The sequence below is a fragment of the Vibrio sp. CK2-1 genome (assembly GCF_021726515.1).
Lineage (GTDB): Bacteria > Pseudomonadota > Gammaproteobacteria > Enterobacterales > Vibrionaceae > Vibrio.
In genome coordinates this window covers 1-20,912 of record NZ_JAKKCJ010000002.1, presented here as the reverse complement: position 1 = coordinate 20,912, position 20,912 = coordinate 1, and the positions used below count along the sequence as shown (strand labels likewise).

The following is a 20,912-nucleotide window of genomic DNA, read 5'->3' as shown; positions in this document are numbered from 1 at the left end:
TGAGTATAAAGTTACTCCGTATTAGCAAATTTATGTGTAATCTATGTGAATATCCATTACCATTACCAGCGCAAACCTTATACATATTGATGTGGCTAATTATCAACGCAGACTAATCTTTACATCAATATCTCGATAGCAATAAATGGACCTTATTCTATGTCTCTCTCGCTTTATTCTTGGAATCCCCATTTAGTTAAAACCATAAGCAGTATTCTTATTTATAGTGCGAGTGCCTTATTGTCTTTTGCTTATGCCTCTACCAGCAAGATAGGTGAGGTACAAACTGTCCCACAAAGCTCGCAACCGTCACTTCCTAGAGCAACGAGTAATCAACCACCAGCGATCTCTAATGGCCCTAATCGCCCGGCCAATAGCGATAAAGTTTGGGATCGTATCTTGCCTATTGGTGGCCAAGTAGCGATTTATAATGGTTATGATTTACCTCTGCCTTTTGGTATCAGCTTTCTTTATAGTCACATAGAACAAGATCAAACCATTAGTAACATGAAAGTCGGTTATGGCGGCCCAGCGAATGTCGATATCGATTTTCTTTCTTTCGATAACTTCCGTAGTAAAACCAATACCCCACAACTTAAACTCGATGCTTGGGTTCTTCCATTCTTAAATGTGTTTGCTACGGTTGGGAAAATTAAAGGCACCATTGATATTAATATGAGCATGCCGAAAGGTAGTGTGGTGACTAGCGATCCGGTGACCAATGCGATTAATGATGGAATACAAGCCTACTGCGCGAAAAATCCTCGTAAATGTAAAGCGGGCAGCGCACTACTTCCAGATACGCCTCCCGATATATTCGGTGGTGACCCTTGGACTTTAAGTGCCGAGGCAGAAATTGAAGGTTATAACTACAGCCTAGGTGCGATGTTAGCCGGTGCCAGTGGTGATTGGTTCTACACTATGCCAATTGTTTACACCCAAACCAATATGGAAAAAACCAAAGTTTCTGGCGGTACAATTAATATTCAACCTCGTGTGGGTTACACTTTCGACTTAAACCATGGGATCGATTTAAACCTCTATACTGGCGCAAGTTATATGGATATCAACCAGACTCTTAAAGGTGGGTTTAACTTGGAGACGATGGAGGCAAGCCAAGATTTTGATGCGCCTCATACGATTGCTTTTGAAGTTCACCAGGAAAACACCGATAAATGGGGTGGCATTGTAGGTTTTAACGTTAACGTCAATAAACATTTGTCTGCCGCTATGGAATACACAGGGATAATTGGTGATCGCCGCCAATTAATTTTAATGGTTAATGGTCGTTTCTAGTCTTCGACTTCTAAGCCTTTACTTCCGAACTTCCGCTCCAAAATTTACTATTCAAAACTTACACCTCAAAACAACAAAGCCCCAGTTAATCAGCATTAACTGGGGCTTTGTTTATTCTTAGTCCAAAATGTATTACTTATCCGCAGGGAATACTACGCCAACTTGCTTTCTCACTTCAGTGCTGATGCGCGACACGCCCAACGCTCTCGCTTTAGCTTTTTCACACAATTTACCTTGCTTGATTTGCTCAGCAAAAATGGTCGCTTCATAAGTCATGGTGTTTTCCACTTGAGGGACGGTTAGCGTCACTGCGTCTTCGCCACGCAATTTCAACACAATATGATCGCATTCCGAAATGTGTTCAATAATCATTGAACCAGACTCTCCTTGGATCTCACTTGGGATATTCGAATCTGAAACTTTAGAGTGGGAAATCACTACATCATGTTCTTTGTAGCTCAAAATCACCGTACCGTGAGCATCAACGCCAGAGTCAAGTAAGTGAGCGCTCGCTTTAATCGTTTCAGGCTCGCCAAATAGCGCTACCGCACTAGAGACACAGTAGAAACCGATATCCATAATTGAGCCGTTTGAGAAGGCCGGATTGAAAGTGTTCGGGTTTTCACCATCCAAATAACGCTGATAACGAGATGAATACTGACAATAGTTGATAAATACTTTGTGCAGTTTACCGAGCTTCTCAAGGTTCTGATTAATGAGCTGGAAGTTAGGTAGGTATTCCGTTTTAAATGCTTCAAACAGCACCACACCATTTTGCTGAGCCACTTGGTACATATGCTCAGCTTGAGTGATATTCGAGGCGATAGGCTTTTCACAAATCACATGCTTACCATTTTCTAGCATCAGCACGCTTTGTTCATAGTGCAGAGAGTTCGGACTAGCAATGTAGACCGCATCAAACGCATCACTTTGCGCCATGGTCTGTAAATCGGTAAAACACTGCGCTTGGGCGTTAAACGGCGCAGCAAACTCTGCCGCTCTCGCTTCGTTGCGCGAATATACGGCAGTTAATTCAAATTCATTCACTTCTAATGCGGCTTGTACAAAGCGTTCAGTGATCCAGTTTGTCCCGATAATGGCTAGACGTAGCATAGTGTTCCTTTACTCCCAATAAACAAAAACCGTAGAAGTTACTCCTCTACGGTTTTCATCATACGTAAATTTATCTCGCTTGAGTAACTCTTTTACTTTGAGCAACACCAAGTACGAGGGATATTTAACCCTTGTATAGCTTAGGGTTAAACACGTCTCGCAACCAGTCGCCAAGCAAGTTAATCACTAACACTATGGTTACCAATACAATTCCTGGGAAGGCAGTGATCCACCAAGAGCCAGAGAAAATGTAGTTAAAACCAATGCTAATTAATGAGCCCAATGATGGTTGGTCAACCGGCAAGCCTAAACCAAGGAAAGACAGCGCCGCTTCCGACATGATCGCGTTGGCAATTTGCACCGTTGAGATAACCAAAATTGGCGATAAACAGTTCGGTAGAATATGACGGAACATGATGCGAGGTGAACGGAAACCCATCACACGCGCCGCTTCCACATACTCTTTCTTCTTCTCTGCTAATACGGATGCACGAACTGTACGTGCGTATTGTGGCCATTCCGCGACACCGATAATCACAATCAGCATTAACACGGCATACTGACCATAAAATTCCCCACCGAAGCTGGCTTTGAAAATCGCCGAAACAATGATCGCTACCATCATCGTCGAGAAAGATAATTGGATATCAGCAAAACGCATTAAGAAGCTATCAATTCGACCACCGAAGTAACCAGCTGACAAACCAATAATGATGCCCAAAAACAGCTGCACCGCTACCGCACAAAAGCCAATCATTAATGACAAACGTGAGCCATATAAAATGGTTGAGAAAATATCACGCCCTTGGTCATCAGTACCCAACCAAAATGCTGGGTCACCTTCTGCCATCCAAGACGGCGGCAGTTCAGAGTTCATAATATCAATCGAGGTTAAATCATACGGGTCAGTTGGCGCGATCAACGGCGATAAAATAGCGGCCACAAAAAATGCCATAAATACCGCAAAGCTGACCATCGCTACTTTGTCACGTAGGAAGTAATACAAGATATCTGATTGTTTGAAACGTTCCCAACGAGTAGGAACAACAGATGAAGTTTGCTGATTCATAATTATGCTCCTTTTCCTGTGATATTGACGGTTGGGTTAACCAAACCATAAAGCAAATCGACGATGGTATTGGTGACCACAAAGATCAAACCAACGAAGATAACGTAAGCGGTAATTAACGGTGTATCGACACGGTTAATCGCTTCAAGGAAAAGAAAGCCTGTACCCGGCCATTGGAATACGGTTTCAGTCAAAATGGTGTATGCCACCATAGTACCAATCTGCACACCACCAACCGTTAATACCGGTAGCATGGTATTTTTCAGTGCATGTTGGTAATAAATTTTGTTCATCGCCAAGCCTTTCGCTCGACAGAATTTAATGTATTCAGAGCCTAGTACTTCCAGCATTTCAGAACGGACTAAGCGAATAAATAACGGCAACATGATTGAAGCCAAAGAAATACAAGGCAAGACCAAATGCGCTAAGCCATCGAGTGTAAACAGGCCAGAATCCCAACCTAGAATATCACTAGTATCTCCACGCCCGTAAGATGGCAGCCAACCTAGCTCTATCGAGAAAACGTACATCAACATAATCGCGGTTAAGAAAACCGGAATCGAAATACCAATACTACTAAAGCCCATGATCACTTTAGTTAAAATGCTTTTAGGGTTAATCGCAGAATAGACGCCGAGTGGAATCGACAAAAAGATAATGATTAGTGTCGCGCCAAAAACCAGTTCTAATGTGGCTGGAAGTTTATCCAAAATCACTTCTGCCGCAGGTTTTTTAAAAAAGTAAGATGTGCCTAAATCGCCATGCAGTGCATCCACCACAAAACGAGAATACTTAACTGTGAATGGGTCATTGAGTCCCAATTCATCACGCAATGCTTGTCGCTCAGCTTCTGAAACTGATTGCCCGACTAACTCACGTAACGGGTCACCTAGGTTATCCTGTATGGAAAACGCTACTAGACTGATCACAAACATCACTATCAGTGCCTGAAATAGGCGCTTGACCAGAAACGTTAACATTCCTTGCCCCTTAAATAATCCATTAAATGCTGGTTAGCTCCATATTTCTTAGAAGTAACCAGCTTATTTTTATAGGGCCGTATATCAAGATTCGAAGAAAATACGGCCTATTACTCACTAATTAAAAACGAATTAATTTCGTTAAATTAGCTTATTTTTCATCTACCACTAAATCACCAAAGTATGGGAAGTTCATCGCATTCACAATTGGTGTAATGTGAACATTAGACTTCGCGCCCCATGCTAGGTTTTGCCAGTGTAGTGGTACAAAAGCGGCGTCATCATAAAGAATACGTTCAACTTTTTGCAGTTCAGCACTACGCTTCGCTGGGTCGGTTTCAGTATTCGCTTCAGTAATCAGCTTATCGACTTCTGGGTTTGAGTAGTGGCCACAGTTATATTGACCTTTACCGGTTTTCTCATCACGAGTCATGGTTAAGAATTCGGTTAGGTTTGCAGAATCTTCGGTATCCGCATGCCAACCAATCATTAGCATATCCGCTGCACACTTATCAAACTCAGGCCAGTATTGCGCTTTAGGCATGGTTTTCAAATCAACCTTGATGCCGATTTTTGACAACATGGCTGCCGCTGCTTGAGCAATTTTCGCGTCATTTACATAACGGTTATTTGGCGCAATCATGGTTAAGCTAAAGCCATCTTCGTAGCCCGCTTCTTTCATCAACTCTTGAGCTTTTTTCAAATCATAACGAGGTTTCAGTTCAGCATCGTAACCTGCATACCCTGCTGGACTCTGCTGACCAGCAGCGGTTGCGAAGCCTTTCATGATTCGCTTAGCAATCCCTTCATTATTAATTGCATAAACAATTGCCTGACGGACACGCTTATCTTTTAGTGCAGGGTTGCTTTGTTGGTTCATTTGTAGAGAAATAATACGTGTACCAGGAAGCGTCACTAAATCAATACCATCGGCACCTTTCACTCGCTCATGGTCATTAGGTGCAACTGGAGCAATCATATCCACACCACCAGAAAGCAAAGCAGCCACACGAGTAGCATTTTCTTTGATTGGTTTAAGTGTTAGGTGATCAACATTACCTTTTGAATCTTTATCCCAGTAGTCAGCAAAACGTTCGAAATCGACTTTTACGCCTTGTTCGCGATCAGTCACAACGAAAGGACCAGTACCTGAAATATGAGTCGATGCATAAGAGTTACCATGCTTCACAATTGCAGCTTTATCGTTGCCATTTTCATCTTTACCAGAATAGAACTTGCTATCCATTGGGAAGATGTAAGTAGCAGATTGAAGCACTAGAGGGAAAGCACCTTTAGTCACAAGATCGACTGTGTAATCATCGACTTTTACTGCTTTTTCAAACGGTTCAAAAATGGCTTTAAAATCTTGTGAGTTTTGTAAACGTTCGAAAGTCCACACCACATCATCGGCCGTCATTGTATTGCCTGAATGGAATTTCACGCCTTTACGCAAATGAAAACGCATAGTTTTATCATCAATTCGCTCCCACTTTTCAGCCAAACGAGCTTCAAACTCAAATTTTTGGTTATAGCGAACTAGCGGGTCAAACACCATGTGAGACAGCTGTAAAGTACCACCTGATAATTGCTCATGCGGATCCATTGATACTGGGTCAGCATCATAAGCCACGGTAATATCAGCAGCCATTGCGTTAAAGCTCAAACCCGCAGCCATTAATGCTACGGCTAATTTGCTCTTCATCATTTTCATTTGCATAACTCCTTCATGCGGGAGGACATCCCTTGTTTTTATTTAGAGTGTGTTGTGTTTATACATCTGTGGTCGCATAGGCAGCGAGCTCTCGCGGCCCATACGATATCGCCGTTAAGCGATTTGCATATCTTCTCTAAGGCCAGTAAATTCCGGCATTAAAGAAATCAATTGTTTACTGTATTCGTGTTGCGGATCAGTAAACAGCTGTTCGGTTGGAGACACTTCCAATAATTGCCCCATTTTCATCACACCAATGCGATCACACATTTGGCGAATAACTGGCAAATCATGACTGATAAATAACATGGTTAAGTTCAGCTCATCTTGTAAGTCTTTTAATAGATTCAAGATCTGTGCCTGAACCGATACATCAAGTGCAGAAGTCGGTTCATCACAAATCAATAAACGTGGGCGAGTTGCTAAAGCACGAGCAATCGAAATACGTTGACGTTGACCGCCGGAGAATTCATGTGGGTACTTCACCCCTGCCATACGGCCTAAACCTACGTGATCTAACAGATCATGTACGATCTTGCGCGTTTCATTTTCATCACGAGTTAATTTGTGAAAACGAATCGGCTCAGCAATGATATCGAAGATTTTCATGCGAGGATTCATTGAAGTATATGGGTTTTGGAACACCATCTGCATTTGACGACGGAATGGTCGACGTTCACGCTCTGATTTAATTGCAGTTAAATCAATCCCTTCAAAGGTCACTTTGCCTTCATTTGGTGCGTATAGTCCGGCAATGACACGAGCAATGGTTGATTTACCCGAACCTGACTCCCCAACTAAACCAAAGGTTTCCCCTTCATGAACATCAAAACTGACATTATTAGAAGCTTGCACATATTCTCTACGTGATTCGAACAACGAGTCTTTGGTGGTAAAGCGTAAGCTAACATTTTCAACACTCAACAGTGGGCCCGTGTAATCACGCTGATCTTGGCTTTGACCAAGCCAGTGGGTTTTAACATCAAGCGGCTCAAGTTCATGCGCCTCTTCGATATAACTCACAAGTGGGAAACGGTCGAATTTTTTATCTGAACGCGGCACAGCAGAAATAAGGCTTCGTGTATAAGTATGCTCTGGCGTGCCAAGTACTTTGGCGGTTGGACCAAATTCAACAAGGTCACCACGGTACATTACCGCGACTTTATCGGTAACGTTAGAAACTACGCCCATGTCATGGGTCACCAGCATACAACCGACATTATTCTTGATACACAAGTCGCGAATAAGGCTAAGAATTTGATCTTGAATCGATACATCAAGCGCGGTAGTTGGTTCATCTGCAATAATTAAATCGGGCTCGCCAGCTAACGCGATGGCAATCACCACACGTTGACGCATGCCGCCAGAAAATTGGTGCGGATATTGTTTTAAGCGGTTTTCAGGTTGAGGAATACCGACTTGGTTCATTAGGTTTAATGCACGTTCGTAAGCTTCTTTTTCCGATACCTTCATATTGGCATGAATGGTTTCGGTAAGTTGATGCTCAACCGTAAATAGAGGATTCAATGACGTCATTGGATCTTGGAAGATAAACCCAATTTTAGAACCGCGCACCGAACGCATTTGTTCAGGCGTTAAACCTGAAATTTTCTCTCCATCCAAGTAAACATCGCCACCAGCGATACGACCTGGAGGGCTTAATAAATCAATAACCGCATTACCGACGGTCGATTTACCCGCTCCAGATTCTCCAACCACACCGACTATTTCACCGCGCTCAATGCTGAAAGAAAGGGATTTTACTGCGGCGTGAACACCGTGACGCGACGGATACTCGATCCGCAAATCTTTAACTTCTAAAAGTGGCATTACCAGACCTCTACTGCTTTGACAGCTTTCTGCCTTGTCTGTAAAAAAACGAATCCATTCGTTGTAATCCCCATAAAAAAAGGAGGGAAGACAAATTGTGCATTCCAATTTGGCAAACAATTAATGAAAATGCAATAAAACAGCATATTAAACGCCAAAAAAAGCCGTACAAAGCACATTTATTAACAAAATTTCAACAAAGGATAGATAATATTGCTGACAAAATAAACAACACAACAGATTTAGCTTAAAAAGCATGCAGTAGATCACAGCAGATTGTCATGCAATCAATGCATAAATAAGCAAATAATATTGAGATAACCAATAAATAAAGTAGCAGAAATACATAGATATAAAGTTAAAGCTAATAATCAGTCAGCTTTAGAGGCGGCAGTATTTTAATACCCAAAAGCCACGCCTTTCGATATAACTTCTTAAAAGTAGTCGCTGAAGAGCCAAGAGTCTAATATCAAACTCACCTCGCGATCTGGCGAGATTAAAATGTAAAAAAGCTCCGCATTTCTGCAGAGCTTTTTATAAAGTGGTCGGTGAAGAGCCAATATTCTAACATCAGACGAACCCACGACCCGTCGGGCTTAGATGCAAAAAAGCCACATCTTTCGATGTGGCTTTTTAAAGGTGGTCGGTGAAGAGGGATTCGAACCCCCGACCCTCTGGTCCCAAACCAGATGCGCTACCAAGCTGCGCTATTCACCGATGTAAGTTCCTAGTCCCTAGTTTTCTAGTTCCTAGAGGTGCCAGTTTTAATCTTCCTAGTAACTAGGGACTATAAACTCGTACCTAAAATATGGGGTGGCTAACGGGGTTTGAACCCGCGACAACCGGAATCACAATCCGGGACTCTACCAACTGAGCTATAGCCACCAAAGTTAAAGCCTCACCTGAGTGAGGCTTTAAAATATGATCGGTGAAGAGCCAAGATTCTAATATCAGGCGAACCCACGATTTGTCGGGTTTCTTGCACCGAAACTTCTGTTTATCACAAAAGTTTATTTAAAATGGTCGGTGAAGAGGGATTCGAACCCCCGACCCTCTGGTCCCAAACCAGATGCGCTACCAAGCTGCGCTATTCACCGATATAAGTTCCTAGTCCCTAGTTTTCTAGTTCCTAGAGGTGCCAGTTTTAATCTTCCTAGTAACTAGGGACTATAAACTCGTACCTAAAATATGGGGTGGCTAACGGGGTTTGAACCCGCGACAACCGGAATCACAATCCGGGACTCTACCAACTGAGCTATAGCCACCAATGTTTTGTACCGATATTTCCGCTTTCCGAATGGCACGCCCGAAAGGATTCGAACCTTCGACCTTTGCCTCCGGAGGGCAACGCTCTATCCAGCTGAGCTACGGGCGCATGCCCTATCGGCGGAGTGGAATAATACGTATATCACACTAGGCCGTCTAGTGTTTTTTGAACTTTTTTTACTGTTTGGTGCGTTTTTCAACAATTAAGCAATAAATAAACCTATTTAGGATGTGACGCACACCATGTCACTGCAATCTTATAGTTTATGCCACGTTATTAAAAGGATACAATCACGACTTATTTACAATTTTATAACGATATACTGCTCCTTCGAAGAGCAATGAAGCTTTGTTTTTATCTAGGTCTTTTTTATCGGCCTAAGCATATAGTGAGTTTATGGATATGATTCGCCAAACCTTAATGATACTTACCGCGACACTTACCTTTTCTTCTTTCGCTTTTGCTTCTGGAATAAGTGATAGTGAACGAGCTGCGATCGCTGATCGTATTAAACCTGTTGGAGATGTCTACCTAGCGGGCAGTGAACCTGCTACTGCTGAAGCATCAGGTCCTCGTGATGGCGCAACTGTGTATGGCACTTTCTGTGTTGCTTGTCATGGTACTGGCGTCAGTGGCGCACCGAAGAAAGGTGATGCTGGAGATTGGGGAGCACGTATTGCACAAGGTGAAGATACATTAATTAAGCATGCCATCGAAGGCTTTAATGCAATGCCACCGAAAGGGACTTGTATGGATTGTTCTGATGATGAGATCAAAGCGGCTATCGAGCACATGATTGCTGGCTTATAAATACCGTGACGCATAAACAAAGCCTCGTACTCTGCTAGTACGAGGCTTTCTTATTTATTAAACACCTAGTTTATCTCACCTAACAAATCAGCTTAACTACTTTTTAAACATAGCCCGTAAATTCGCAATATGGGCTTGGCCTTTCTCCATCCGTTCTTCTGCGCTTTGTGGTTTTTTCTGTAATTCCCACTCAACATCATCAAAAGGCAGTTCATCTAAGAAACGGCTTTGTGTTGGTTTAATTAGCTCACCATATTGGCGACGCTCACGACACATCGTAAAGATCAGCTCTTTCTGCGCACGGGTAATACCGACATACATTAAACGACGCTCTTCATCGACATTTTCTTCATCGATACTGGTTTGGTGTGGCAAGATGCCCTCTTCTGCTCCCATTAAATAGACATAAGGGAACTCTAAACCTTTAGAGGCATGCAATGTCATCAACTGGACTTGGTCGGCATCATCATCGCCTTCCCCGCGCTCCATCATGTCACGTAGCGTTAGGCGTTGAACCACTTCTTTTAGAGTCTTTACTTCTTGATCGTAGTTATCGCCTTCTAAATCTGCAGTGATCCACGTATAAAGATCAGAGACATTCTTCATGCGCATTTCTGCTGCTTTAGGGCTCGATGAAGTTTCGTATAACCAATCCTCATAATTGATGTCACGCACCAATGAGCGTACTGCCTCAACTGTATTGCCTCTTTCCGCATTATCAGCAATTTCAACAATCCAAGCGGTAAAGCGTCGCAGTGATTCTAAGCCTCTGCCAGATAAATGTTGCTCAAGCCCCAACTCAAAACTGGCCTCAAATAAACTTTTACCGCGCATATTGGCGTAACTACCAAGCTTTTCGAGCGTCACAGGGCCAATTTCACGCTTAGGTGTATTCACAATTCGCAAGAAGGCATTGTCATCATCTGGGTTAACCAGAACGCGCAGGTAGGCCATCATGTCTTTAATTTCAGCACGAGCAAAAAATGAAGTGCCGCCTGAAATCTTGTACGGCACCCGGTTTTGCATGAGCGACTTTTCAATCAAGCGAGATTGGTGATTACCACGGTACAAAATCGCATAGTCTTTATATTGAGTACGATTTAAGAAACGATGCGCAATGATTTCACCGGTGACTCGCTCGGCTTCATGCTCTTCATTTTTGGCGGTAAGCAACTTTAGCTTTTCGCCATCGGGAATTTCAGAGAAAAGCGTTTTTTCAAATACGTGTGGATTATTGGCGATAAGAATATTGGCGCAACGTAGAATTCGACTGGTTGAGCGGTAATTTTGCTCCAACTTAATCACTTTTAATTGTGGGAAATCTTGATTAAGCAACACTAGGTTTTGTGGGCGAGCACCACGCCAAGAATAAATCGATTGGTCGTCATCTCCTACCACGGTTAAACGCGCTCTTTCACCGACAATGAGACGTACTAATTCATACTGACTGGTGTTGGTATCTTGATATTCATCCACCAGCAAGTAGCGAATTTTAGACTGCCAACGCTCACGCACCTCACTATTGGTTTTCAGTAGTAGTACTGGCATGGCAATCAGATCATCAAAATCAAGCGCATTATAGGCTTTCATTTGGTTCAAGTATTTTTCAAAACAAAAGGCGAACAACTGCTCTTGTTCTGAACGTGCTTGCGCTTTGACTTGATCGGCGGTCAGCATGTCATTTTTCCAATTAGAAATGCTGCTTAATAGTTGGCGCAGTAAATCTTTATCACCATCGAGTTGCTCTTCGGTTAGATCTTTCAACAAGGCTAACTGGTCTTGATCATCAAATAGCGAGAAGCCGGCTTTTAATCCTAATGATTTATATTCACGGCGAATGATATTGAGACCTAGCGTATGGAAGGTTGACACCATCAAGCCGCGAGCTTCTTTCTTGCCTAAGGTTTGGCCAACACGCTCTTTCATTTCTCTTGCGGCTTTATTGGTAAAAGTAACCGCTGCGATATGCCTCGCTTGGTAGCCACATTGCTGCACAAGGTAGGCCATTTTATTGGTGATCACACGAGTCTTGCCCGAGCCTGCACCCGCGAGCACCAAGCATGGGCCGGAGACATATTTTACTGCTTCATCTTGTCGAGGGTTTAACTTCATACTGAGCTCAATACTTTTCTCTACGCCTGCTACCCTAATCAAGGTGTAACAAATGAATACTTATTTTTTATTTTTACTGACTAATCAATAAATCCTGAATATAATGAATGAACGTTCATTCATTACCTGGTTTTTCTATGGTTAATTCTAAAGACAATTCGCTGTTAGATAAACGACAACTCATATTGAATAGCGCTGAACATATGATTGCTAAAAATGGCTTTCAAGGGTTATCTATGAACAAACTGGCTCAAGAAGCCGGTGTTGCCGCGGGAACCATCTACCGTTATTTCCAAGATAAAAATGACTTGGTTGAAGCGGTGCGCATACATGTCCTACAGCGTGTAGCTGATATGGTACAGCAAGGTGTTGAAGAACACATGCCTCTCAAAGAAAGATTCATTTTAATCTGGAGAAATGTTGCTCATGTTACTACGACTCAAAATGAAGTCGATGTAATTCTCAACCGAATCCAGTATGAATCTTTACCCACGAGGCCAAGCTGTGGCTCAGAAATGGAACGTAAGCTATTCCATAAAATTGAAGCTATGTTTAATGAAGGGAAAGCTCTCGGTGTTTTTAAACCATTAGATAATCACTTACTTGCTAGTTTGAGTTTAGATGTTTGTTTATCAATAGCCAGAAAACACGTACTTGGTTGTTACATTATCACTGATACTGCCCTTGACTCCGCGATTGAAGCGAGTTGGGATGCGGTTATTCAACATTAATTTTGGAGTTCTGACGAAATGAAAAAGTGGACTTTCGTTATGCTGATCATCGCAATACTACTGTTTGGTAGTGTGATTGGCTTTAATATGTTTAAGCAGAAAAAAATTGCCGAGTACATGGCAAATATGCCAGAGCCGGAATTTCCGGTAACCGTGACTAAAGTTGATCCCGAAGATTGGGTTCCAACCATCAATGCCATTGGCTTCATCGAGCCAATTCAAGGCGTAACGTTAACGGCACAAACCAGCGGTCAAATTGATAGCATTCATTTTGATTCTGGCATTAGTGTCAAAAAAGACGATGTACTGGTTGAAGTTGACTCTAAGGTAGAAAAAGCACAATTACAAAGCTCTCAAGCTAAGTTGCCTGCAGCGAAAGCTAAGTATCTTCGCTATAAAGATCTTTATGCAAAAGGTTCGGTATCAAAAGAAGCATACGATGAAGCACAAGCAACCTACTTGTCTCTATCAGCCGATATTGCAAGCCTGAAAGCATCAATTGATCGTCGTACGGTTACCGCTCCTTTCGATGGCATCGTTGGTCTACGTAATGTCTTTCTTGGTCAATTTTTAGAGACAGGTACTGAAGTAGTACGCTTAGAAGATACCAGCGTGATGCGTTTACGCTTTACGGTTCCGCAAACTGATATCAGCAAAATTCACGTCGATCAGAAAGTAAATATTACTGTCGACTCTTTTGCCGATAAAACCTTTGAAGGCTCTATCAGTGCTATTTCCCCTGCAGTTAACGCACAAAGCGGTTTAATTCAGGTACAAGCACATATTCCGAATAATGATGGCAAGTTACGTAGTGGTATGTTTGCCCGCGCTAGCATTGTGCTACCAACATTAAAAGATCAAATCATCGCTCCTCAAACAGCAATCACATATACCCTTTATGGCGACAGTATTTATGTGCTTGAAGAAAAAGATGGCGTACAGCGTGTTACCCAAACAGTAGTAAAAGTGGGTGAACGTGCGGGCAGTGTTGCTCATATTATGGAAGGCTTAAAACCAGGCCAAACCATTGTCACTTCGGGACAAGTTCGTTTGAGTAATAACTCGAAAGTTAAAGTTGTGGAGAGTGACGCAACCACTCCACCTGCCCAAACCCCAATGCTGTAACTGGAGGCACTATGCGCTTTACTGATGTTTTTATAAAACGTCCAGTTTTGGCGGTATCGATCAGTCTTTTGATTGCATTGCTTGGTTTTCAAGCCATCTTCAAAATGTCCGTTCGCGAATACCCCGAAATGACCAACACCGTTGTAACGGTAACGACCAGCTACTATGGTGCGGACGCAAACTTGATCCAAGGCTTTATTACTCAGCCTTTGGAGCAAGCGATCGCCCAAGCCGATAATATCGACTACATGACCTCCAGCTCAGTGTTAGGTTTATCGACCATTACGGTGACGATGAAACTGAATACCGATCCTAATGGTGCGTTAGCCGATATTTTGGCACAAACTAACTCGGTTCGTTCACAGTTACCGAAAGAAGCGGAAGATCCAACGGTAACCATGTCGACAGGTTCAACAACTTCGGTACTTTATATCGGCTTTACCTCTGATGAACTGGAGTCTAGCCAAATTACCGATTACCTTGAGCGAGTAATTAACCCTCAGTTATTTACCGTTAATGGTGTTTCTAAGGTCAACCTGTATGGTGGGCAAAAGTACGCGTTACGTATCTGGCTTGATCCATCCAAAATGGCAGCCTTCGATTTAACCGCGACGGATGTCATGGGCATTTTAAATGCCAACAACTACCAATCAGCAACCGGTCAATCTACTGGTGAATTTGTTGTTTACAACGGTAGTGCTAACACTCAGGTCGAAGATACAGCAGAACTTGAACGCTTAGTGGTCAAGTCTGATAAGGGACAAGTAGTTAGACTAACTGATATCGCCAAGGTTTCATTAGCCAAAAGCCATGATACTTATCGTGCGACTTCAAATGGTGATGAAGCGGTAGTGGCGGCAATTGATGCCTCACCAACTGCCAACCCGATCAATATTGCACATGATATTTTAGAACTATTGCCTGACTTGGAAAAAAACCTACCTAGCAATATTGAAATGCGAATCCTTTATGATTCAACGGTTGCGATCAATGAATCAATCAATGAAGTTATTCATACCATATTGGAAGCTGCATTAATCGTATTGGTGGTGATCACCTTATTCCTAGGTTCACTTCGCGCGGTTATCATTCCAATCATCACCATTCCATTATCTTTGGTTGGTGTAGCGGTCGTTATGCAGGCGATGGGATTCTCATGGAACTTGATGACCCTGCTGGCAATGGTACTGGCTATAGGACTGGTAGTTGATGATGCCATCGTGGTATTGGAAAACGTCGATCGGCATATAAAACTCGGCGAACCACCATTTAGGGCGGCGATTATTGGTACTCGTGAGATTGCGGTTCCAGTTATCGCGATGACATTAACGCTAGGTGCGGTATATGCTCCGATTGCATTGATGGGCGGTATTACGGGTTCATTATTTAAGGAATTTGCCTTAACTCTAGCAGGTGCAGTATTTGTGTCGGGAATTATTGCCTTAACACTATCACCGGTAATGTGTTCTAAGATGCTTAAAGCCCACTCAGAGCCGAGTCGCTTTGAAGTCGTAGTACACAGCGTATTAGATCGCATGACCAATCGCTATGAGCGTATGTTGCGTGCAGTAATGCAACATCGACCAGTGCTAATCGCATTTGCGGTCATTGTTATGGCAAGTTTGCCACTACTGTTTAAGTTCATTCCTAGTGAATTAGCACCATCGGAAGATAAAGGCGTTGTGGTATTAATGGGTACAGGTCCATCTAATGCTAACTTAGACTACTTACAAAACACCATGAATGAAGTAAACGATGTATTGGTTGATCAACCAGAGATTCAATACGCTCAGGCATTCACCGGTGTTCCTGCATCTAACCAAGCTTTTGGTATTGCTTCGATGAAACCGTGGAGCCAGCGTGAAGCGAGCCAATCGGAAGTCACCGAGCGTGTGGGTAATCTGATGAAAGATATCCCAGGTATGGCAGTATCGGCTTTCCAAATGCCAGAGTTACCAGGTGCGGGTTCAGGCTTACCAATGCAGTTTGTGATCACTACGCCAAACAGCTTTGAAAGCTTATTCCAAATTGCCAGTGACATTTTGGTAGAAGTAGGCAAAAGCCCATTGTTTGTTTACTCAACATTGGATCTCAATTTTGATTCAGCAACCATGAAAATCAATATTGATAAAGATAAAGCCGGAGCTTACGGCGTGACTATGCAAGATATCGCAGTGACCATTGGTACTATGATGTCTGACGGTTATGTTAACCGTATCGATCTCAATGGCCGATCTTATGAGGTAATACCTCAAGTAGAGCGTAAATTCCGCCTCAACCCTGAATCGATGAATGGCTATTATGTTCGAGCATCTAACGGACATTCGGTGCCACTTAGCGGCTTAGTTAATATTGACGTTATCGCTCAACCGCTGTCGCTACCTCACTTAAATCAGCTGAACTCAGCTAATATTAGTGCGGTTCCAGCACCAACAGCTTCTATGGGGCAAGCGGTTGATTGGTTCGAAAACATTGCTGAAACTAAACTACCTCTAGGCTATAGCCATGAGTATTTAGGGGAAGCAAGACAATACGTGACTGAAGGTAGTGCGCTGTATGCCACATTTGGTTTGGCGCTAGCGATTATCTTCTTGGTACTTGCGATTCAATTTGAATCCATCCGAGATCCGTTAGTCATCATGGTATCGGTACCACTGGCAATTTGTGGTGCATTGATCGCCCTTGCTTGGGGTGCGGCAACCATGAACATCTACTCTCAGGTAGGGTTGATCACACTAGTTGGTCTTATCACCAAACACGGTATTTTGATTTGTGAGGTAGCTAAAGAAGAGCAACTACATCACGGTAAATCAAAAATGGAAGCGGTAATGGAGTCTGCAAAAATTCGTCTTCGTCCAATCTTAATGACGACAGCAGCGATGATTGCAGGTTTAATCCCTCTACTTTATGCCAGCGGTGCAGGTGCGGCTCAGCGCTTTAGTATTGGTATTGTTATCGTAGCGGGCCTTGCCATTGGTACTTTGTTTACCTTGTTTGTATTGCCTGTCATTTACAGCTACTTAGCAAGTGAACATAAACCTCTACCAGAGTTCGATGAAAGTATTCCAGCTATCGAAGAGCCTAAACACTAACTCTTCATATTGGATAAGTTAAATACAAAGGCTACCAGCTAAATTGGTAGCCTTTGTTTTATTTCGCGATAACAAGCCGAGACATTTTGAACAGATTTGCATAAAATAACGCAATATTATTTAGGAGCTAACCAGATGTTTGATGCTAAGAAAATTGAGCAAATTGCCAAACAAATTCACGAATCAATGCCTCAGCCAGTAAAAGACCTTGGTTCCGACGTTGATCAAAAAGTTCGCCAAGTGATCCAAGGACAACTCAACAAGTTAGATGTGGTTTCACGTGAAGAATTTGATGTACAAACCCAAGTTCTACTGCGTACTCGTCAAAAACTGAATGACCTCGAAGCAAAACTAGCTGACTTAGAAAGTAAATTAAGCGAAAAAGAATAGTTTCGAATTTCGAAAAAATAAGGCTTGCCCATCAATAGGCAAGCCTTTTTTATCTAGTTCGGAATTACGTCGGAATATCTCTGACTTTCTAGGAGTTGGCGCGGAGTTGACGATAGTCAATGAGCACCAACGACACCGAAAGTCTGAGATATAACAAGTAATTTAGCCACCAACGGCAATACGTTTCATATCCTTCATGTACCCACGTAGCTCTTGACCAATCCACTCAACTGGGTGGTTACGTAGCGCATCATTAATCTCAATCAACTGACCGTTATCAACTTGATTACTTTCTTCTTTTAAGCCCTTACCGATTACATCTGTACCGACTTTCGGCATGAATTTTTCACGAAGTAGCGGCGTGGCAACATTCGCGAATAAGTAGTTACCGTATTCAGCGGTATCTGAGATAACCACATTCATTTCATATAGACGCTTACGGGCAACCGTATTAGCAATCAGTGGCAATTCGTGTAGTGACTCGTAGTAAGCTGATTCATCAATGATGCCGGAAGCTGTCATCGCTTCAAATGCTAGCTCAACGCCAGCACGAACCATTGCAATCATTAGAATGCCATTATCAAAGTATTCTTGTTCTGAGATTTCTACATTTGATTCAGGGTAATTCTCAAACGCAGTTTGACCCGTTTCTTCACGCCAGCCTAGTAGGTTCTTGTCATCGTTAGCCCAGTCTTCCATCATAGTACGTGAGAATTCACCACAGATGATGTCATCCATGTGCTTGTTATACAGTGGACGCATTAGGTCTTTAAGCTCTTCAGATAGCTCAAATGCTTTTACTTTAGCAGGGTTTGATAGACGATCCATCATGTGAGTTACGCCACCAAATTTTAATGCTTCAGTGATAGTTTCCCATCCAAATTGCAGTAACTTACCGGCATAGCCAGGATCAATACCATCTGCAATCATCTTCTCATAACAAACGATTGAGCCTGCTTGAAGCATGCCACAAAGAATAGTTTGCTCACCCATTAAATCAGATTTTACTTCTGCTACGAATGAAGACTCTAGTACACCTGCACGGTGACCACCTGTTGCCGCAGCCCATGCTTTAGCAATTTCTAGACCTTCACCTTGTGGATCATTTTCAGGGTGCACAGCAATAAGCGTTGGAACACCAAAACCACGTTTATATTCTTCACGAACTTCTGTACCAGGACATTTAGGCGCAACCATCACTACCGTAATATCTTTACGAATCTGCATGCCTTCTTCAACGATGTTGAAACCATGAGAGTAACCAAGCGCTGCACCTTGTTTCATCAATGGCATCACAGTTTCAACCACATTCGTATGCTGCTTATCTGGAGTCAAGTTTACTACTAGATCAGCTTGAGGAATTAATTCTTCATAGCTTGCTACTTCAAAACCGTTATCTTTAGCATTTTTAAACGATTGACGTTGCTCATCAATTGCTGCTTGACGAAGTGCATACGCAACATTTAATCCTGAATCACGCATATTTAAACCTTGGTTAAGGCCTTGAGCACCACAACCTACGATTACGACTTTCTTACCTTTTAGGTAATCAGCTTCTTGTGAAAACTCTTCGCGATCCATAAAACGACAACGACCTAATTGGTCTAATTGCTCACGTAGATTCAAGGTATTGAAATAGTTAGCCATAATCTAAAAATCCTGTCTTTAATTAATCCATAATAACGTTGAGTAAGCGTTGCTATAAAGATGTCCTTACTCGATGATTTGATATTAAAACACGAATTCAATTGCTCAAAGTGATATATTCACAAGTAATCATTGCGAAAAGTGCAATAACGTTAATAGGATCACAATGAATATTCGTAGTCTTCACTTATTTGTCCATCTATGCAGTAGTCAAAACTTCAGTAAGACGGCATCTGCGATGCATATTAGCCCGTCCGCTTTAAGTAGGCAGATCCAAAAGTTAGAAGAAGAGGTAGGACAATCGCTACTGGTTAGAGATAACCGAAGTGTTGAGCTAACGGAAGCAGGAAAAAAACTCCTTCCAGTTGCCACCCATATCACTCAAGAGTGGACTCAGTTTTGCAATAGCCAACAAGGTAATGAACAGCAGTTAACCGGAGAAATTCGATTATTTTGCTCGGTGACTGCGAGCTTTAGTCATTTACCCGAAATTTTAACCGACTTCCGGCTGGCCTACCCTAAAATCGAATTGAAACTCTCAACCGGAGATCCGGCACAAGCGATTGATAAGTTATTACGCGATGAGGCCGACATTGTGATAAGCGCTTTGCCGACACAGCTACCTGCGCGTTTAGAGTTTGAAACAATCGGTGAAATTCCCTTATCTGTCATTGCTCCAAATGCCCATAGTAGTTTCACTGCTGAACTGCAAAAAAAACAACCTGATTGGACTCAAATTCCTTTTATCATTCCAGAAGCCGGCACCGCTCGAGATAGGAGTAATACTTGGTTTAGAGAGATGAAGTTTAAGCCTACTATTTATGCTCAAACATCCGGTCATGAAGGGGTTGTTAGTATGGTTGCACTTGGTTTAGGAGTGGGAATAGCTCCTGATGTGGTCATCAATAACAGTCCAGTTAAAGATAAAATTCAACGTTTGAAGGTCGCACCGATTAAACCTTTTAAACTAGGGATTTGTTGTCAACGATCTCAGCTGCAAAATCCGCTAATAAAGGCATTATGGCAGGTATCACAAAATAAATTTATAAAAGCGTAATACGAAAAAGGCCTCCCAATTCAGGGAGGCCTTAAAATATAAGCCTAGCAATGTCCTACTCTCACATGGGGAAACCCCACACTACCATCGGCGCTACTTCGTTTCACTTCTGAGTTCGGCATGGAATCAGGTGGGTCCAAAGTGCTATTGTCGCTAAGCAAAACTGTTACGGCTAATTTGATGAGGCCGTTGCAATGCTAAATAGTGGTGCTGATACCCAGACTCGAACTGGGGACCTCACCCTTACCAAGGGTGCGCTCTACCGGGCTGAGCTATATCAGCATATATTCTCAGCAATAATTTTGCTTCGAACATAAAAAAGCCCGTTTAATACGGGCTCTTTCAAAATAAAGCCTGGCGATGTCCTACTCTCACATGGGGAAACCCCACACTACCATCGGCGCTACTTCGTTTCACTTCTGAGTTCGGCATGGAATCAGGTGGGTCCAAAGCGCTATGGTCGCCAAGCAAATTCTTTTGTTAAACGCTTAAGCGTTTAACTTAATTCGGAAAGCTGTCTGTTATCTCTAACTCGTTCTCACACTCATTCAAGTATCAATATGTATTCTTCTATTCAGTCCAACCAAAACCCTTTAGGTGTTGTATGGTTAAGCCTCACGGGCAATTAGTATTGGTTAGCTCAACGCCTCGCAGCGCTTACACACCCAACCTATCAACGTCG

The 20,912-nt window shown here is 42.6% G+C and carries 13 protein-coding genes, 6 tRNA genes, 3 rRNA genes and 1 pseudogene; 7 read left to right on the top strand and 16 right to left on the bottom strand.

The window, feature by feature from the left end; translation table 11 throughout:
- Positions 1 to 159 precede the first annotated feature (159 nt).
- On the top strand, positions 160 to 1,296 hold the full coding sequence (locus L3V25_RS04905; RefSeq protein WP_237294382.1) for an outer membrane beta-barrel protein: 1,137 nt from the start codon (positions 160 to 162) through the stop codon (positions 1,294 to 1,296).
- 132 nt (positions 1,297 to 1,428) lie between these two features.
- Here the strand turns inward: L3V25_RS04905 and L3V25_RS04900 are convergent, their stop codons facing one another.
- The 10 genes from L3V25_RS04900 to L3V25_RS04855 form a co-directional block, all read right to left on the bottom strand.
- Complete coding sequence (locus L3V25_RS04900) at positions 1,429 to 2,409, bottom strand: Gfo/Idh/MocA family oxidoreductase (protein ID WP_237294381.1); 981 nt, start codon at positions 2,407 to 2,409, stop codon at positions 1,429 to 1,431.
- A 124-nt stretch (positions 2,410 to 2,533) separates the two neighbouring features.
- Positions 2,534 to 3,478, bottom strand: a complete 945-nt coding sequence (locus L3V25_RS04895; RefSeq protein WP_237294380.1) for an ABC transporter permease — start codon at positions 3,476 to 3,478, stop codon at positions 2,534 to 2,536.
- Positions 3,479 to 3,480: 2 nt separating this feature from the next.
- A complete protein-coding gene (locus L3V25_RS04890) occupies positions 3,481 to 4,458 on the bottom strand; it encodes an ABC transporter permease (RefSeq protein ID WP_237294379.1) in 978 nt (325 codons plus the stop codon).
- 151 nt (positions 4,459 to 4,609) lie between these two features.
- A complete protein-coding gene (locus tag L3V25_RS04885; protein WP_237294378.1) occupies positions 4,610 to 6,169 on the bottom strand; it encodes an ABC transporter substrate-binding protein in 1,560 nt (519 codons plus the stop codon).
- Positions 6,170 to 6,283: 114 nt separating this feature from the next.
- Positions 6,284 to 7,999, bottom strand: a complete 1,716-nt coding sequence (locus L3V25_RS04880) for an ABC transporter ATP-binding protein (RefSeq protein ID WP_237294377.1) — start codon at positions 7,997 to 7,999, stop codon at positions 6,284 to 6,286.
- Positions 8,000 to 8,639: 640 nt separating this feature from the next.
- Positions 8,640 to 8,716: transfer RNA gene (locus tag L3V25_RS04875), tRNA-Pro, on the bottom strand.
- Between the two features lie 92 nt (positions 8,717 to 8,808).
- Positions 8,809 to 8,884 (bottom strand) — tRNA-His (locus L3V25_RS04870).
- A 135-nt stretch (positions 8,885 to 9,019) separates the two neighbouring features.
- A tRNA-Pro gene (locus L3V25_RS04865) sits at positions 9,020 to 9,096 on the bottom strand.
- Between the two features lie 92 nt (positions 9,097 to 9,188).
- Positions 9,189 to 9,264 (bottom strand) — tRNA-His (locus L3V25_RS04860).
- Between the two features lie 33 nt (positions 9,265 to 9,297).
- Positions 9,298 to 9,374, bottom strand: a tRNA-Arg gene (locus L3V25_RS04855).
- Between the two features lie 288 nt (positions 9,375 to 9,662).
- On the opposite strand from L3V25_RS04855, the gene L3V25_RS04850 reads away from it, so the two are divergent.
- Positions 9,663 to 10,076 (top strand): cytochrome c5 family protein, encoded by a 414-nt coding sequence (locus L3V25_RS04850; protein ID WP_237294376.1) that lies wholly within the window; start codon positions 9,663 to 9,665, stop codon positions 10,074 to 10,076.
- A 96-nt stretch (positions 10,077 to 10,172) separates the two neighbouring features.
- On the opposite strand, the gene rep is transcribed toward L3V25_RS04850, so the two are convergent.
- On the bottom strand, positions 10,173 to 12,188 hold the full coding sequence (rep, locus tag L3V25_RS04845) for a DNA helicase Rep (protein WP_237294375.1): 2,016 nt from the start codon (positions 12,186 to 12,188) through the stop codon (positions 10,173 to 10,175).
- A gap of 107 nt (positions 12,189 to 12,295) precedes the next feature.
- Between rep and L3V25_RS04840 the strand changes: the two genes are divergently transcribed.
- The 4 genes and pseudogenes from L3V25_RS04840 to L3V25_RS04825 all read left to right on the top strand — a co-directional run bounded on the left by L3V25_RS04840 (position 12,296) and on the right by L3V25_RS04825 (position 17,526).
- Positions 12,296 to 12,919: a TetR/AcrR family transcriptional regulator gene (locus L3V25_RS04840; RefSeq protein ID WP_237294374.1), complete on the top strand. Its 624-nt coding sequence runs from the start codon at positions 12,296 to 12,298 to the stop codon at positions 12,917 to 12,919.
- A gap of 18 nt (positions 12,920 to 12,937) precedes the next feature.
- Complete coding sequence (locus tag L3V25_RS04835; RefSeq protein WP_237294373.1) at positions 12,938 to 14,044, top strand: efflux RND transporter periplasmic adaptor subunit; 1,107 nt, start codon at positions 12,938 to 12,940, stop codon at positions 14,042 to 14,044.
- Positions 14,045 to 14,055: 11 nt separating this feature from the next.
- Positions 14,056 to 17,091 (top strand): annotated as a pseudogene (locus L3V25_RS04830) (multidrug efflux RND transporter permease subunit); the annotation flags it as partial.
- A gap of 180 nt (positions 17,092 to 17,271) precedes the next feature.
- Positions 17,272 to 17,526: an accessory factor UbiK family protein gene (locus tag L3V25_RS04825; protein ID WP_027696353.1), complete on the top strand. Its 255-nt coding sequence runs from the start codon at positions 17,272 to 17,274 to the stop codon at positions 17,524 to 17,526.
- Positions 17,527 to 17,688: 162 nt separating this feature from the next.
- Here the strand turns inward: L3V25_RS04825 and ilvC are convergent, their stop codons facing one another.
- Entirely contained in the window at positions 17,689 to 19,173 is a 1,485-nt protein-coding gene (gene ilvC / locus L3V25_RS04820; protein ID WP_237294371.1) for a ketol-acid reductoisomerase, read from the bottom strand.
- A gap of 166 nt (positions 19,174 to 19,339) precedes the next feature.
- On the opposite strand from ilvC, the gene ilvY reads away from it, so the two are divergent.
- Entirely contained in the window at positions 19,340 to 20,230 is an 891-nt protein-coding gene (gene ilvY / locus L3V25_RS04815) for an HTH-type transcriptional activator IlvY (protein ID WP_237294370.1), read from the top strand.
- A gap of 42 nt (positions 20,231 to 20,272) precedes the next feature.
- Here the strand turns inward: ilvY and rrf (L3V25_RS04810) are convergent.
- From rrf (L3V25_RS04810) to L3V25_RS04795, 4 genes are all read right to left on the bottom strand, one after another.
- A 5S ribosomal RNA gene (gene rrf, locus L3V25_RS04810) occupies positions 20,273 to 20,388 on the bottom strand.
- A gap of 47 nt (positions 20,389 to 20,435) precedes the next feature.
- Positions 20,436 to 20,512: transfer RNA gene (locus L3V25_RS04805), tRNA-Thr, on the bottom strand.
- 70 nt (positions 20,513 to 20,582) lie between these two features.
- A 5S ribosomal RNA gene (rrf, locus tag L3V25_RS04800) occupies positions 20,583 to 20,698 on the bottom strand.
- A gap of 136 nt (positions 20,699 to 20,834) precedes the next feature.
- Positions 20,835 to 20,912 (bottom strand): 23S ribosomal RNA (locus L3V25_RS04795); the annotation flags it as partial.

Bases quoted from the DNA above. Each gene is read 5' to 3' on its own strand.
- L3V25_RS04835 (WP_237294373.1), top strand. From the start codon at position 12,938: ATGAAAAAGTGGACTTTCGTTATGCTGATCATCGCAATACTACTGTTT.
- L3V25_RS04890 (WP_237294379.1), bottom strand. From the start codon at position 4,458: ATGTTAACGTTTCTGGTCAAGCGCCTATTTCAGGCACTGATAGTGATG.
- L3V25_RS04885 (WP_237294378.1), bottom strand. From the start codon at position 6,169: ATGAAAATGATGAAGAGCAAATTAGCCGTAGCATTAATGGCTGCGGGT.
- L3V25_RS04905 (WP_237294382.1), top strand. From the start codon at position 160: ATGTCTCTCTCGCTTTATTCTTGGAATCCCCATTTAGTTAAAACCATA.
- L3V25_RS04880 (WP_237294377.1), bottom strand. From the start codon at position 7,999: ATGCCACTTTTAGAAGTTAAAGATTTGCGGATCGAGTATCCGTCGCGT.
- ilvY (WP_237294370.1), top strand. From the start codon at position 19,340: ATGAATATTCGTAGTCTTCACTTATTTGTCCATCTATGCAGTAGTCAA.
- rep (WP_237294375.1), bottom strand. From the start codon at position 12,188: ATGAAGTTAAACCCTCGACAAGATGAAGCAGTAAAATATGTCTCCGGC.
- L3V25_RS04895 (WP_237294380.1), bottom strand. From the start codon at position 3,478: ATGAATCAGCAAACTTCATCTGTTGTTCCTACTCGTTGGGAACGTTTC.
- ilvC (WP_237294371.1), bottom strand. From the start codon at position 19,173: ATGGCTAACTATTTCAATACCTTGAATCTACGTGAGCAATTAGACCAA.
- L3V25_RS04850 (WP_237294376.1), top strand. From the start codon at position 9,663: ATGGATATGATTCGCCAAACCTTAATGATACTTACCGCGACACTTACC.
- L3V25_RS04900 (WP_237294381.1), bottom strand. From the start codon at position 2,409: ATGCTACGTCTAGCCATTATCGGGACAAACTGGATCACTGAACGCTTT.
- L3V25_RS04840 (WP_237294374.1), top strand. From the start codon at position 12,296: ATGAACGTTCATTCATTACCTGGTTTTTCTATGGTTAATTCTAAAGAC.
- L3V25_RS04825 (WP_027696353.1), top strand. From the start codon at position 17,272: ATGTTTGATGCTAAGAAAATTGAGCAAATTGCCAAACAAATTCACGAA.